The organism is Paenibacillus sp. JNUCC-31 (genome assembly GCF_014844075.1).
Classification (GTDB): Bacteria; Bacillota; Bacilli; order Paenibacillales; family Paenibacillaceae; genus Paenibacillus.
Genome location: NZ_CP062165.1, coordinates 212,145 through 226,635 on the forward strand (window position 1 = coordinate 212,145; position 14,491 = coordinate 226,635).

Annotated in this window: 15 protein-coding genes; 8 read left to right on the forward strand and 7 right to left on the reverse strand. The window is 41.3% G+C overall.

Going from position 1 to position 14,491, the window contains the following annotated elements; all coding sequences use genetic code 11:
• Positions 1 to 104: 104 nt before the first annotated feature.
• Positions 105 to 863 (reverse strand): SDR family oxidoreductase, encoded by a 759-nt coding sequence (locus JNUCC31_RS00785; RefSeq protein ID WP_192267650.1) that lies wholly within the window; start codon positions 861 to 863, stop codon positions 105 to 107.
• A 182-nt stretch (positions 864 to 1,045) separates the two neighbouring features.
• Here JNUCC31_RS00785 and JNUCC31_RS00790 point away from each other — a divergent pair, with 182 nt between their 5' ends.
• Positions 1,046 to 1,684 carry a TetR/AcrR family transcriptional regulator gene (locus JNUCC31_RS00790; RefSeq protein ID WP_192267652.1) on the forward strand — a complete coding sequence of 213 codons (639 nt, stop codon included), beginning with the start codon at positions 1,046 to 1,048 and terminating at the stop codon, positions 1,682 to 1,684.
• A gap of 944 nt (positions 1,685 to 2,628) precedes the next feature.
• Here JNUCC31_RS00790 and JNUCC31_RS00795 read toward each other — a convergent pair.
• Positions 2,629 to 3,138: an SRPBCC family protein gene (locus JNUCC31_RS00795; protein WP_192267654.1), complete on the reverse strand. Its 510-nt coding sequence runs from the start codon at positions 3,136 to 3,138 to the stop codon at positions 2,629 to 2,631.
• Positions 3,139 to 3,311: 173 nt separating this feature from the next.
• The gene (locus JNUCC31_RS00800; RefSeq protein ID WP_192267655.1) at positions 3,312 to 4,613 is read right to left on the reverse strand and encodes a helix-turn-helix domain-containing protein; all 1,302 of its coding nucleotides are present in this window, start codon (positions 4,611 to 4,613) and stop codon (positions 3,312 to 3,314) included.
• 166 nt (positions 4,614 to 4,779) lie between these two features.
• Here JNUCC31_RS00800 and JNUCC31_RS00805 point away from each other — a divergent pair, with 166 nt between their 5' ends.
• Entirely contained in the window at positions 4,780 to 5,397 is a 618-nt protein-coding gene (locus JNUCC31_RS00805; protein WP_192267657.1) for a GNAT family N-acetyltransferase, read from the forward strand.
• A 102-nt stretch (positions 5,398 to 5,499) separates the two neighbouring features.
• On the opposite strand, the gene JNUCC31_RS33035 is transcribed toward JNUCC31_RS00805, so the two are convergent.
• Together JNUCC31_RS33035 and JNUCC31_RS00810 are read right to left on the reverse strand one after the other, a co-directional pair.
• A complete protein-coding gene (locus tag JNUCC31_RS33035) occupies positions 5,500 to 5,661 on the reverse strand; it encodes an alpha/beta fold hydrolase (protein ID WP_228469410.1) in 162 nt (53 codons plus the stop codon).
• A 203-nt stretch (positions 5,662 to 5,864) separates the two neighbouring features.
• Positions 5,865 to 6,410: a helix-turn-helix domain-containing protein gene (locus tag JNUCC31_RS00810; RefSeq protein ID WP_192267660.1), complete on the reverse strand. Its 546-nt coding sequence runs from the start codon at positions 6,408 to 6,410 to the stop codon at positions 5,865 to 5,867.
• A 253-nt stretch (positions 6,411 to 6,663) separates the two neighbouring features.
• Here JNUCC31_RS00810 and JNUCC31_RS00815 point away from each other — a divergent pair, with 253 nt between their 5' ends.
• The 5 genes from JNUCC31_RS00815 (at position 6,664) to JNUCC31_RS00835 (ending at position 10,478) form a co-directional block, all read left to right on the forward strand.
• On the forward strand, positions 6,664 to 7,557 hold the full coding sequence (locus JNUCC31_RS00815) for an MBL fold metallo-hydrolase (RefSeq protein ID WP_192267662.1): 894 nt from the start codon (positions 6,664 to 6,666) through the stop codon (positions 7,555 to 7,557).
• A gap of 38 nt (positions 7,558 to 7,595) precedes the next feature.
• The gene (locus tag JNUCC31_RS00820; RefSeq protein ID WP_192267664.1) at positions 7,596 to 8,597 is read left to right on the forward strand and encodes an alpha/beta hydrolase; all 1,002 of its coding nucleotides are present in this window, start codon (positions 7,596 to 7,598) and stop codon (positions 8,595 to 8,597) included.
• Between the two features lie 120 nt (positions 8,598 to 8,717).
• Positions 8,718 to 9,107 carry a Rid family detoxifying hydrolase gene (locus JNUCC31_RS00825; protein ID WP_192267666.1) on the forward strand — a complete coding sequence of 130 codons (390 nt, stop codon included), beginning with the start codon at positions 8,718 to 8,720 and terminating at the stop codon, positions 9,105 to 9,107.
• Between the two features lie 41 nt (positions 9,108 to 9,148).
• Positions 9,149 to 10,060, forward strand: a complete 912-nt coding sequence (locus tag JNUCC31_RS00830; RefSeq protein ID WP_192267668.1) for a DMT family transporter — start codon at positions 9,149 to 9,151, stop codon at positions 10,058 to 10,060.
• Positions 10,061 to 10,313: 253 nt separating this feature from the next.
• On the forward strand, positions 10,314 to 10,478 hold the full coding sequence (locus JNUCC31_RS00835) for a hypothetical protein (RefSeq protein WP_192267670.1): 165 nt from the start codon (positions 10,314 to 10,316) through the stop codon (positions 10,476 to 10,478).
• A 323-nt stretch (positions 10,479 to 10,801) separates the two neighbouring features.
• On the opposite strand, the gene JNUCC31_RS00840 is transcribed toward JNUCC31_RS00835, so the two are convergent.
• Both JNUCC31_RS00840 and JNUCC31_RS00845 read right to left on the reverse strand, forming a co-directional pair.
• Positions 10,802 to 11,431: a sugar O-acetyltransferase gene (locus tag JNUCC31_RS00840; protein WP_192267672.1), complete on the reverse strand. Its 630-nt coding sequence runs from the start codon at positions 11,429 to 11,431 to the stop codon at positions 10,802 to 10,804.
• Positions 11,432 to 11,485: 54 nt separating this feature from the next.
• Positions 11,486 to 12,865, reverse strand: a complete 1,380-nt coding sequence (locus JNUCC31_RS00845; protein WP_192267674.1) for an MATE family efflux transporter — start codon at positions 12,863 to 12,865, stop codon at positions 11,486 to 11,488.
• 135 nt (positions 12,866 to 13,000) lie between these two features.
• Between JNUCC31_RS00845 and JNUCC31_RS00850 the strand changes: the two genes are divergently transcribed.
• On the forward strand, positions 13,001 to 13,891 hold the full coding sequence (locus JNUCC31_RS00850) for a helix-turn-helix transcriptional regulator (RefSeq protein WP_192267676.1): 891 nt from the start codon (positions 13,001 to 13,003) through the stop codon (positions 13,889 to 13,891).
• Positions 13,892 to 14,491: the final 600 nt, after the last annotated feature.

The following is a 14,491-nucleotide window of genomic DNA, read 5'->3' on the forward strand; positions in this document are numbered from 1 at the left end:
TATAAAGTTCACTAGAAGGCAGGGTGTCTTGAGGGGAAAGCTACATGAAAATTCATGACCCTCCTACCCGCGCTTTAAAAGTAATGCGTGCGAACTTAGGGCGCTTAGATCTGGGAACCGCCTCCGTCGACAGGGAACTCAGCCCCGGTGGTATAGGTGGCCTCAAATGCCAGGAATGCTACGGCTTTGGCGACCTCGACTGGATCGCCGAAACGCAGCATCGGGATCTGCTGTTTTATCTGCGCCCCGGTCTGTTCTGCAGCTTCCTTCGGCATCGACCTCTCCAAGATGTCGGTGTCAATGGGGCCGGGGCTGACCGCGTTGACGCGAATCTTCCGCGGTAACAGCTCGCGGGCCAGACTGCGAGTCATGGAGCGCAGCGCTGCTTTACTGGCCGCGTACGCACTGATCATCGGGATTCCCAATACGTTCGTGATAGAGGTGGTAAGCACCACGCCACTTCCTGCGTTTAGCAATGGGGCAAGTTTCTGTACGGTGAAGTACGGACCTTTGGCGTTGATTGTAAGTAACTCGTCGTACACGTCTTCGGACATTGACTCGAAGGGGACATAGCGCGTGATACCGGCATTAACGAACAGAGCGTCGATCATGCCGAACTCGGCCTTGACCCGGTCGACCAACTCCTCGATATCCGTCAACGACGCGGCGTCGCTCAGCAATGCAACAGCGTTGTTGCCGAGTTGTTCACGAGCCGCATCCAGCGTCGTCTGAGTACGTCCAGTAATCAGAACGTGTGCGCCTTCATCCACTAGCAACTTCGCCGTCGCCAGGCCGATTCCGCTGCTACCTCCCGTGATCACGACCTTTTTGTCAGAGAATTTGCCTTTACTGAATGGTTCCATTTGAATCGTCCTCCCTTTGTATAATCCGTAATCGGATGATTAGGTACAGGATCGATTATATAGCAATAAATTTATTAAGTAAACTAATTTTATTAATTTAGTTCATTTAATTAATTTAATACATGAAAGGCAGCAAATTTGTTATAATAAGTTCGAGAGGCATTAAAGGGAGGCACTTATACGTGAGAAAAGCAGTGAGTGTAGATACATATGTAGAAAAAATAAAACCCGTTATAAGAAAAACAAAATTCAGCCAACTGAAAGTCGACGATCTCGCAAAATATATGGATATCAGCAAAGTGACACTCTATAAGCATTTTTCCTCCAAAGACGACATCATCGAACAAGTCGTGGATTATTACATTGATTATTCGAAGAAGGCTGACACCGTTGTCAAAGACGACTCCGTCTCTTTTTTGGATCGTTTTCAATTAACATTTTTACAATCTTTGATGTGTGCCGCGTATATCTCTGATTTGTTCTTGCAAGACCTGAAGGAATTTTATCCGCACCATTTTGAGAATCTGTCCCTTGCCCTACAGAATCGGAATAAAAGCTTACAAACTTTTTTTGAATCCGGTATGGAGCAACAGATTTTCAACAGATTGAATGCCGTGATGTTTATGGTTCAAGATGACGCTGTGTTGCGACGCTTTATCGAGCCGTCATTTTCGATTCAGTATGATATCACCTTGAAACAAGCGATAATGGATTTCTACAACATGAAGCAGTATCAATTGCTAAAACCCGAATATCTGAAAATGATAGACGACTCCGATATTGAAAGGAAGATTGTTAATATCTTGCAAGCCATTTCATAAGTGAAGCGTCCATATTCGATTCCGTTGTGGACGTCCGGCCGCGGACGGTTAGCTGATACTTGCGCAGGATGTCGTCCTGGTGTCTGTAGAAAATAAAGTATTAGATTCGATGTCTTGATACCACGCGGCTTTTAGAATTGCCATACGGCAGCCCTCATAAAATAAGTATTGGGCTGACCCTTGAAATCGAGAAAGCGACAGCCATGGACGAGAAAATAAAGTCCTAGACTGTCGCTTTTTCATTGAACTAACGTTACCCGTTAGCGGAATCGCTCAAACATACCAACGTTCGGCAATCCCTGTAATCTTTTCAATGACGGTTGGAACGTCTTCGTTACGGCTTATTAATATCAGGGTTGGAGATTACACCGAAGGTAAAGTAGAAAGGTACTTCATCCAGATTAGAGGTTAGCATAGACAACCCTCTCTTAGGCGTTATTCCGGCACTAAATGCCATAACCCCTGCCTTTAACTGCTTATCTAAGCGGTAATCGGACGATGTTCTTGTCCTTTACCGCAATCGGGACAAGAACTTGTACCGATAAAACAAAAAAGCCGCTATAATAGCGACTTGAATGGAACAATGTTCTTGTCTCTTGACAGTTCAACGCAATTACGTGTGTGTGGTCATTTAATCACATCAATTTATTTTATCATTACATTTTACTGCACGAAAACAGATATTTTGAACTACGCATCAAGCTCGCCAGGGCCAATCGGCGGGGCTCGCAACATCTCCATGATGCACAGAAGCCTTAGCCTAAAGGGCTAACCATTGTTCTGTTCAGCCTCGCACGATTCTATGTGAATTTCAAGTGCAATCGATTGGGTTCGGCAAGAGCACTCCATTTTGTCGTATCCATTGTTTTTCCTACAATGTACATTCGAATTTTCATTAATTCTTGGAGATCTTTTTCAAGTGGACCGTCATTTCTTTGAATTTTTCATGCCGTCTGAAGTTCTTCCAAAAGCTCAGCCAAACCGTTAATTGTCATTGAAAGTCCTTCCTTCATGCCCATTTTCAACGTTGTCTTGAGTTCTTCGGCTGAACCAAACGCGATCTGAACTGTAAGCTTGGTTTTTCTTTCCTGCTCAGTGAATGTGACTGTGGCCAGATGCTCCGGCTGACCTGCGACAGGATTGGCTTTTTCATCCGCAAAACCGCCAGTATAAACAATTCGTTCCGGCTTTACGATTTCCTGATAAACCGCCCTGCTCCAATGTCTGTTACCCTCTGGCGATTCCATGCAATAGTGCCAAATCCCCCCTGGGCGGAGGTCTATGTTGCAAACCGGGATTGTAAATGGTTCCGGTGCCCACCAGCGAGACACATGCTCAGGTTCGGTAAATGCCTTGAATACAAGCTCTCGAGGTGCATCAAAGACACGCTCCAATGTAAATTCCCGCTCTCCTACTTTTGAGGTAATGTTCTCCAATGCGTTGCTTTCTGTCATTACAAATCTCTCCTTATTGAATATTTGACATCGGTCTACAGCCTATTTGGTTCGCTGAAAAACGGCCGTGTCATCTTATGAATAAAATATACTCCAATAGGAATATTCCCGTCAAGGAATATTTAAATTTTTTTTATCCCTACACGTTAGTTCGCAGAGCTCAATTTTTGTGGTTATCGAATTTCAATCCTCCATCCCTTCAAACGTTCTGCACCATAGGTAAGGGTATAGTTTTGAATTAGTTGCTGTATTATTGTTATCTGTTCTGACATAACTTTACTGTTCGCTTTCACAATAAATACAGGATGAATATCGTTCTCGCTAAATTGATTTATAACCCTTGTCAGAACTTTAATATCACTGTTTAGAGAATTTAAAGTTTCTTCAAATCCAAAAACTTGATATGGGCTTAGGTTATGAACCTGAAGAATCCTATTAAAATTCTTATCTGAGTTGCGTTTAAGTAAATCAGAAATTTTAATCACATACAGAGAATTTGATTTTTGATCATAAGATCCAAATAGATCGAGGCTAATCCATTTATTTTGTTCACTGCTTATTGCTTCACAACTGTAAAATAACCCTTCATGCCTTGTTAGAACTAATGCTGGATCAATGATTTCTCTGCAGTGCTCTATCATCTCTTGCTTTTTTTTATTTTCTTGGCGAAATTCTTTCGGTCCCTCTGGGAAAATCTTATTAAATTTTTGATAAAAATATCTAGGAGAAGAAAAACTACTCTCGATTGATATTTCAACCAGACTTAAATTTGTCGTTAATAATAGTTTTATCGCATGCTCAATTCGTAAATAATGAAGTAAATTTTGCAGCGTATCTCCTATTAATAACTTAAACTGTGATGATAAATAATCTAAATTTAAATACTCCTCTGTCATTTTGGCAATTTCATTCAGAGAAGCCTTGTTGGTGTAACCTTGGTTATTAAATAAATAATCATAGATTTTCCATATTCGTTGTAGCTTAATTGGGTTGCCTTCGAAAATTCTTTTGATATCAAAATTCGTAATAAGCAGATCCAACAATGGTTCGATTATATTCATTAAGGTTAAAAAGCGTAGCTCACTCTTGTTGTTTACAACTGGAGTTATTAGTGTGCAGATCGCTTCCGTTATTTCTTTGACTCGTTCTAACCCTAGGTATGTTCCTGGGCCAAATTCGTGCGCAAACCAGATTTTAGATAAATCTGAACAGTGATCCTTAGCAAATTCAGCATCAATATTGATAATTAACACCAAATTATCTTCATTGGTATGTAACAGACGATGAACTTGATTGATATTGAAAATTTCTATCCCACCAACTCTTAATGTTCTTTTCTCGTCTGCAATGGCAGCATGAATGCTACCTTCCAGTACAATTACTACCTCAATGGAATTACTCCACCGAAACGGTTCATCTTTGATTCTTAGGAACTGCAATTTTAAGGGAGGATTTTGGGTCAAATACCTGCTCATTTTTTATGTCCTCCTTTCAATTCAACGATGATAAAGCTGCAGATCAATGATTCTAAGAAATGTACCCATAACTCTAAGAAATGTGAATTGTTCACTCTTCTTCATTTTAGGAAAATGAACTATAGAACATCAATGAAATTTAAAATGAAGGTTGGGGGAGATCACAGTGGAACAAATTGAAATTGCAATGAAGCTTAATCCACAGCAACAAGAACAAGTGGCCAATTTATTTTACGATGCTTTTCCATTGAAAGTAAAATATCTTTGGTTTTTTGCAAAATCGAGAGAACAGGCAGTTGAGCTATTAGCTCAATCCATTCAATTTGAACAAGGCATATATGCAATAAGAAATGATGAAGTGATTGGATTTCTCGGGTACAATATAGGAAAAAAGGCCTTTGCACCTGCGAATTATATCGCTTTTCGGAAGGTTTACCCTCCATTCGCATCGATGTGGCGATATTTCTTTTATACGTTTTATTTAAGGTTCCATTTGTACGACGAAGATATATTGCAGATTGACCCTATTGCTGTATCTGAAAAAGCGCCTGGTAATGGACTAGGTAAATTGCTATTAAATGAGGTGGAGAAACTGGCAAAAAGTATGAAAATCACTAAAATAAACCTAGAGGTTGTTGATACGAACCCGTCAGCACAAAAATTATATGAGCGTTTCGGTTATATTATCAAAAAAGAACTTACATCCGGTTCATTTAATGTAAAAGCTGGCTTCAAAAAAGTAATATTCATGCAAAAATATTTAGAGGTCACTACCACGACTTAATTCGACTAGTAGGCATATTCCCTTGTTCCTGGCTACGTTGTGTGGTCGCATATCGGCATCGGCTAAGATCGTCAACGGACAACTCGTCTTCGTTTCAACCAGTTATTTGTTGCACCGGGCCGTTCGTTCAATGGCATCAACAATAGTTTCATACAGTTGCGGTGGCATATCATGTCCCATGCCTTCAAGCAACATAAGCTCTGCGCCAGAAATGGCTTGTGCCGTATCTTCTCCACAGGCAGGGACAAACATTGGGTCGTCCATACCATAAATAATTAATGCTGGAACCTTCACTTTTTCAAAATGCGGACGGCGGTCGCCAGATACAGGCTATGGCTGCAAATTGCCGTCCAACACTGTCTGGATCATATGCTTGCTGAACTTCCCTCGAATGAGCGAAAGCTAATCATGGTTTAATAATCCAGGTTTTCATTTTGGAGTGTTACTTTTGAGCACAGCATTAACCTTCAAAAAGTGGGAGGTGTTACTACAGCAATAACTACCGTTTCTCCTTTCCATACATTCTTATAGCTATGCGGCGTCCTAGCATCGAAGTAGATGCTATCTCCCTCTTCCAGCGTATATCTGTCACTTCCAAGCACAAACTCCAAGCCTCCCGACTGCACATACAGAAACTCCTCGCCTTCACTGTGTCCTACACCAATATCTCCTGAGGTCGCACCTTCTTCAAGCACGCCCATTAATGGTCCCATCTTGTTTCTACTTCCCTCGCTAAGGGAATACCACGTAATACGAGAGCCTTCAGAATGTACCAGCGGTTTACGTTCGTTTTTTCTCACAACAATACTTTGCTCTTTCTGACCAAATAGATCAGTAAAATTAACGTTTAACGCATTAGCAATCCGTTTTAGCACACTGATTGATGGATTCGCTTTGTTACGTTCTATTTCGCTAAGAAAAGATAATGAGATGGACCCGGCTTTTGCCACTTCTTTAAGCGTTAATTTGTTTTGCTTGCGTGTATTCCTGATGACCTCGCCGATCGAATTCATATTTCATTTCTCCCACACATTCATTTTTTCGCTGTCAGCGAAATTTATATTTTGATATTAATCAAAATACCGAGCAATAGCAAGCTTTCTTGCTTAGGTTCAATTACGGTGTAAAAACGTTGATTTAACAGCATTATTGGACTAAGATTTTAGTAAGGCTGATGTGCAAATAAGTTCCCGGGACATTTACACATAATTCTTTTTCATATAGGATTTCATTTCCAGCGAAATTTCAACGAAAGTGATGTGGCACATGACGAAGCTACCTAAGATTTACACGGTGGGTGATACTACCGTAACTAGAGTTACTGAAATGGTAATTAGTGGTGTTCAACCTGAAATTTATTTCCCAGGTACATGGGATCCTACTCTTTTGGAAGCAAACCAACATTCCCTCCCCGAGGGCTTGATTGACGAAAATTCGCAACTGATTGTCAGTATCGGCACCTGGGTCGTGAAGACGCCCCATCATACAATTCTTATTGATACCGCTACAGGTAACGATAAAAACCTGCCACTGAATCCGGATCTTGCCAATCTGCAGTTGCCATATCTCGAACGACTCCAAGAGGCAGGTGTTACTCCAGAAGAAGTCGATTACGTGCTGTTAACTCATTTGCATGTGGATCACGTCGGTTGGAATACCAAGCTAGTTGATGGCAAGTGGGTACCGACATTCCCGAATGCAAAGTACGTATTCCCGCTTAAAGAACAAGAGTATTACTCCAGTGAAGCAAGCCATAACAAAGAAAATGAAGCAAACTTCAATGTTTACGAAGAAAGCGTACTTCCTGTCGTAGAGGCAGGTTTGACGGAAACGATTGCTCCAGAAGGCGGAACGTTTCTAGAACTATTTACATTTATTCCGACTCCAGGTCACAGTATTGGACAAATGTCCATTCGTCTTTCATCAGGTGGTGAAGAAGCTCTGTTCGGAGCCGATATCATGCATCATCCATTCCAAGTCTTAAGACCTGATTGGAATTCGATGTATTGTGAATTTGGTGATCAGGCTCGAATCTCACGCCGCTGGGCTTTAGAATATATCGCCGATCGTCCCATTATTTATTTCAGTACGCATTTCCCAGAGAGTTCAGCCGGTTATGTCACCCGAAGCAAAGATGGCTTCAACTGGCGGTTTATATAATACATCATCCATTTTATTAAAGAGAGGCGAACAATATCATGTCTAACAACACATTCAATAAATCCATTTCCATCATATCTGAGAATTTTAAAATAGCTAGTGATACGCCGGGAATTGAGTTATCCGTCCTTAATAAACGTCCTGCCTCTATGAATGTCTTCTCTAAAGAAAAAACGATCGTTATGGTTCATGGTGCAACTTATCCAGTGGGTAGCCTGTATGATGTGGAGCTTGACGGCTTTTCCTTCCTAGATTACCTTGCTAGTCACGGCTATGATGTCTATGCGGTAGATGTTCGTGGCTATGGCGGATCCACAAGACCATTGGAAATGGAACAACCTGCTGAGCAAAATCCTCCGCTTGTCCGTACAGAAACCGGAGTTCGTGATTTCGAATCGGCTGTAGACTTTGTCCTAAAACATCGTAATCTATCCAAGGTCAATATACTTGGGATGTCTTGGGGCGGTACGGTAGCTGGGGCATATACAAGCCGTAATAACGACAAGGTGAACAAGTTAACCCTCATTGCTCCTCAGTGGCTCAGCACCAAACCAATCCCGATCGATACAGGCGGTCCACTTGGCTCTTACCGTCTTGTGCCCGCAGGTTCTACGAAAGAACGATGGTTAAGTGCTGCTCCTGAAGGGAAACGTGACACTCTGCTCCCTGAGGGTTGGTTTGAGAAATGGGTTGAAGCAACTCTTGCTACTGATCCTAATACTCAGTCTGTACACCCTGAACATATTCGCGCTACCAACGGACCGATCCTAGACATCCGTGAATATTGGACGGTAGGCAAAGCTTTCTATGAACCTAAAGATATCACCGTACCTGTACTCCTCCTTCATGCGGAATGGGATATTGATGTGCCGTTAGATTTGGCACAAAACTTCTTCACTTCCCTAACCGGAGCTGCCTATCGACGTTGGGTTGAAATTGGAGAAGGTACCCATATGGTACTGCTTGAGAAAAATAGAGTTCAGGCGTTCCAAGCTGTTCAATCATTCCTAGACGAGAATTATACACCGGCGGGTCAATAACAACACAAGTAGCGGATATCAAAATACGATCTGACACCCCGCAGCTTATTGCTGCGGGTTCTTAATTACACATTACATGAACAGCAAAACATTCTGTATCGTTAGAGGAGGAAATTCATCATGAATCATACAGTTATTACATCCGCACAAGCGCCAGCGGCAATCGGTCCTTATTCACAAGCTATTAAGAATGGAAATGTGTTGTACACTTCCGGAATGCTCCCGATCGATGCTGAAGGTCAATTACAGGAAGGCATTATTGCACAAACTCAACAGATCCTGACGAACCTTCAGAATGTGTTATCTGAAGCTGGATTCTCCCTGGAAGACGTTGTGAAAACTTCTGTTTTTATGACGAACTTAGATCACTTTGAACAAATGAATGACGTTTATAGTCACTATTTTGGTAACCATCATCCCGCAAGAACTACCGTTCAGGTAGCTATGCTACCCCGTAGTGCTGAGATTGAGATTGAGCTAGTTGCTATCAAACGACAGCCTAACCAATAAGATGATCGGATTAGCTTAATTTTGAAAGAAGGCGCATTGGCTTGCGAACTTATCTGCTTCTCTTATTTTGTGCGACGCTTTATGGAAGTAACTTCGTACTCGGCTCACTCTTACTGCAGGAGTTTCCTGCAATGCATCTTTCCGCATACCGCCTTGCCGTCTCTTCCGTGTTCCTGATGGGCTATCTGATTTTGTCCAAACGTATGATACGGTTGACTGCACGGGATGTCATTTACCTCATCCCGATTGCCTTGATTGGAATGCTACTGCATCAGGTATCTTTCTTTACAGGATTGCAGACGATAGATGCAACTACGACTTCACTCATATTATCGCTCTCTCCTATATTTACTGCTCTACTAGCGAGAATCTTCTTAAGAGAATCATTCCCTCTGCGTATGGCGGTAGGATCGCTGGTTGCACTTATTGGTGTATTTTTCGTAGTCAGCCAAGGCAAAGGATTACATCTATCCCTAACAACGGGGATGGGAATCATGTTTATTTGCATGCTCGCATTCTCTGGTTCTACGATCCTGATGAGAAAACTCACGGAAAAAATGGATGCTCTCAGAGCGACTTCATATTCAACGTTGCTAGGCTGTGTGCTCGTATTTCCGGTGGCAGTGTGGCAAGAAGCTGATGAACAGAGCTCTCATTCTTTGGGATGGTGGATACTCTTGATCAGTTCGGCTCTGCTCATTCAAGGCTTATGTGCAATCATTTGGAACAATCAAATTCGGAAAGTTGGCGCTGCCAAAGCAACTGTATTTCTGAATCTCCAACCATTTGTCGCTATGGTGCTTGGATATCTCATGCTTGGTAACCCAGTCACTTTCACACAAATAGGTGGTTCCATCCTTATTGTAGGCGGCGTAGTTCTTTCTACTTTACAGAAGATACCAAGATACAATTCGCATAACAAGGCTTTATCACCAACTATAGAAAAGGAATAATTCGATTGACAACTTGTGTCCAGCTATCATGTACATGCCTACGTACAGCTGACCATAAGCTAACAAAAGCAACCGATCCATTTGGGTCGGTTGCTTTTGTTATTTTTTGGCTATGTTAATCCTCAATGTTGATATTTGATATTCACGAACAATCGTTCAGAAATTAGACAAATATCTTTTTTGTACTAAGTTAACTGAGCATGTACTTTAAATCGTATTTTTAACAAGCATCTCAATAGGAGGTATGTATTTAATGGAGGTTTCATTATGTAAAGCAGGTTTAAACGATGCAGTGACTATTCATGAAATGAAAGTCAAAGCATTTATGCCCTTGTTGAAAAAATATCAGGATTTTAAAACAAGCCCCGCCAATGAAACCGTAGAAAGAATTAATACTCAAATCAAAAAACATTTATAGATGATAGCCATTGGATTAAGTTAACCGCCTTTCAGTGGGCGGTTAACTTTTGTATGAAAATCAACAAACAAGTTTAACATAGCCATTTTTTAAAAGCATATAGATTCTGTTATCTGAATTACATTCTGTCATAACGCTGATCATTATGATAGGCTTCTTCATTAAAGTTATGTTCAAACTTTTTTTTCATTTTACTTGCTACTAAGTGGGTTCGGCGTGAATGAACAATGGCTCTAATGACAAAAAACAGAAGTAACAATACAATAATAAAATAAACGATAATCATCGAGAAACTCCTCTCTAGAAGGTAGATGTCCCTTCTTTTACCATTCAACCTGATCAAAACGCATGTCTTTGTAATAGAACTCTCGATCCAGTTCCGTAATCTCTCGTAAAACTCTGCATGGATTTCCCACAGCTATTACGTTCGCAGGCACATCTTTGGTTACGACACTACCAGCACCAATGACACTTCCTTCGCCAATCGTGACTCCAGGTAGAATAATCGCTCCGCTCCCAATCCACGCCCCATCTTCTATAACCACGGGTAAAGCAAACATCCCGCCTTCTTTACGTTTCTCAGGGTGCACAGGATGACTCGTTACAGCAATCGTTACATTGGGGCCAAACATGACATCATTCCCAATGGTAACTTTATAGTCATCAACCACGGTTAGATTGAAATTTATATATACATTATTTCCCACCGTCGTATTTGATCCATATGACATACGAAGCGGCGGCTCCATCCATACATTTTCTCCCATACTACCAAAAAGTTGTTTCATTAACGTTTTGCGCTTCTCAACATCGTCTGGATGCAAATTATTGATTTCATAGCATAAAGCCTTACCTCGCTGGCGTGCTTTAGCTAACTCCGCAGCCTCTTTCGGGTAATTCGCATCATCATCTGAAAATAATTGTTTGCTTGCCATTCGTTCTTTGATATTCATACCATCTTCTCCTCTTTGAAAAGCTAATATTTATTAGAGTAAATTACATAATCCTTAGTGAAGAGCAGGTTTCTTAAAGTTTCTAGTTAAGTTGTTCAGCCACTTATATTGACGGTATCGCGCTAAAGCAATAGGCAGTTTGATTAACTCGTCTAAGCTGATGATGACGTACAAGAAAATGGGAGACACATGCCAAACAAAAGCGCACAGGTAACTAAGTGGAAGAATAATAAGCCACATTACAATGGTATCGCACCATAATCCGAACTTGGCATCTCCACCAGCCGGGAATATACCTGCTATAGTTGTGGAGTTAAACGACTTCGCAATACAATAATACGCACTAATGTATAACATGCCATCCAGATAGCTTTGAGCGATTGGACTCAGATTGACGATGGAGTAAACCAAAGGTTTAATAAGCAAAATGGTACTGCCTGCAATGACTCCAAAAATGAAAGCATAATAACACATATGGTTACCCGCATACTTTGCTTTCTCCATTTCACCCTGTCCAAGATACTTTCCAATTAGTACAGAGCCCCCTGTGGCTATGCCGCCACAGAGAACAACCGCCAAGTTCTTAACTACAGATGCGATGGAGTTCGCCGCAACCATATCGGAGTTCACATGGCCTATAATGGCCGCCGTAGCGGTAAGCGCTCCTCCCCATACGATATAATTTCCCTGGAGAGGCAGTGTATATCTCAAGAAATCCTTCAATAAACTACGCTGAACATCGTCACGTATAGGCAAATGAAAACGAATGGTTCCCTTCGTTAAGGAGTGAAGCACACAACATGCCAGTTCAATCGTACGTGCCAACACCGTGGCAAGAGCAACAGCCACAATCGCAAGTTCCGGATTGGATGGGAACAGGACAAAGATGCAAATGGCATTAAACAAAATGTTTAAGACCAAACATAAAGAACTGATCCACGCACTGAGTTTTGCATTTTCCATACTTCGAATCACACTCAGATACATCTGCGATAATCCCATCACTAAGTAAGAAAAGGAATTGAACTGTAAAAACCTTGAACCATATTGAATCAATTCAGGATCATTGGTGAACAAGTGCATGAGTGCCTCGGGAATCAGGAAGGAAGACAAGAAAAACAGGATCGATATGCAAAAGGAGAATACACAGGCAATACTCAGAATGCGCTGTATGGCTAGTGTGTCCTTCTTCCCCCAGTACTGAGCAGTGAGGATACTCGCCCCCGCTGACAACCCCATATAAAATAATGTTAATGTGAAGGTGATTTGTCCTGCGAGCGATACGGCCGCCATTGCGGATTGACTCATCATACCCAACATGATCACATCAACAGATATCACCGTTGCTGATATTAGATTTTGTAATGCAATGGGGATCACAAGCGATATTAACTCTCGATTAAAGTCTCGTTTGCCGAAAACTTGCAGTTGCATGCGTTTTCTCACCTCTATCTGTTCTCTCCGTTATGTTCAATAATATAAGAATAGGATACATTGATTGTTGTTTCCATCAATATTGGCTATACTTTTATTAATATCGTATACATTTGTGTAAAGAAGGGATTCACAATGACAGATTTAGAAGTGTTCTCTGATTTATCAGAACGGTTGGATTATAATCTTCCTGATTTACCCCTTTATGTCCGCAAAGGAAGCCTTCATCAATTTAATAATCATGCAGCAGTTGCACATTGGCATGTGGATCTGGAGTTTATCTATATATTAAAGGGATCGATGGATTTCTCTGTTAATGGACGTATCACTCGACTGCATCAGGGAGATGGACTTTTTGTGAATAGCCAACGTTTGCATTATGGTTACGCTGTTGCGGATCACGACGATTGTTCGTTCCTAGTGGTCGTTATTCATCCCTCTATCCTTGGTGATAAAACTTCGTATCTTCAGACGTACTGGGAGGAGAAATTCAGTTCCAGAATGGCTGATTTTGTTGTACTTACGGAGCAGATGGCTTGGCAACAAGACATCGTACAGTCCATTCAGGAACTTTATCGGGAAATGCATAGAGAACATACACCTCCCAATCCACTTCGCTTGGTATCCCAAGCGTTGTCGTTGTGTGCTACAATTGGCGATCATTTAAAGCCTGTTTCCGGTCAGCCTGGCATATTAACGCATGTTCAGGAAATGACTCAATTCATTCACCAGAACTATGATCAGAAGATAACGCTTGAGGAGATCGCATCTGCCGGAGCTGTTTGCAGAAGCCGTTGTTGCAATTTATTTAACAAATATGTGGGCCAGTCGCCCAACAACTATGTCACACAATATCGACTTCAGAAAAGCTGCGAAATGTTAAGAGAAACACGGAGATCCATAAGTGAAATTGCACTTGCCTGTGGTTTCCAAAGCTCCAGTTATTTTTCTTCCATTTTCCGTAAACAGATGGGTGTAGTTCCGCAACAGTATCGTAGACAAGTGACGAACAGCGATCCAACGTAACGTTCTTATCCAATGAAAAATAGGGCAATCACATGATTGCCCTGTCATTTCGATAATACAATTCCCATTGACAGACAAGTATTACTGCAAATCCAGTGTTTTTTGAACTGTTAGAAGAACGCCATTCTCTTCGTTTGATTTCCTAATGAAGTTTGCTGCCTGGGTGCCCCTTTTCTTCACTTAACCAAAAGGCCACCCATTTCCTGCTCCAATGTCTTTAACCGATAGCTTACCGCAGCTTGTGACAGGTGCAGTCATTCGGCCGCTTTGTTTATACTCTCGGTCCGTACGATACTAAAAACGCTTCAATCCCAGGAAAATACATAGAATACCTCCTCAATATATAGAAATCATTAATATAGTTCACAAAATATTTGAGTTTTACAACATTATACTTTATGTTTAAAATTATTATTAATAAAGATGAGGGGTCAAATGTTTTTTCACTGGAGTGTCCTCGTCCAGATTGCTGTTGAAACGGCAAATGCGAAATACAGCCATAAAATTAAAGAATATGAATCTTGATTTTCCAAATTGACGGTGTGCTACAGTTTGATGCCGCTTTTTCCAAAGAGATATTGCTATATGAGAGGTGGTTTA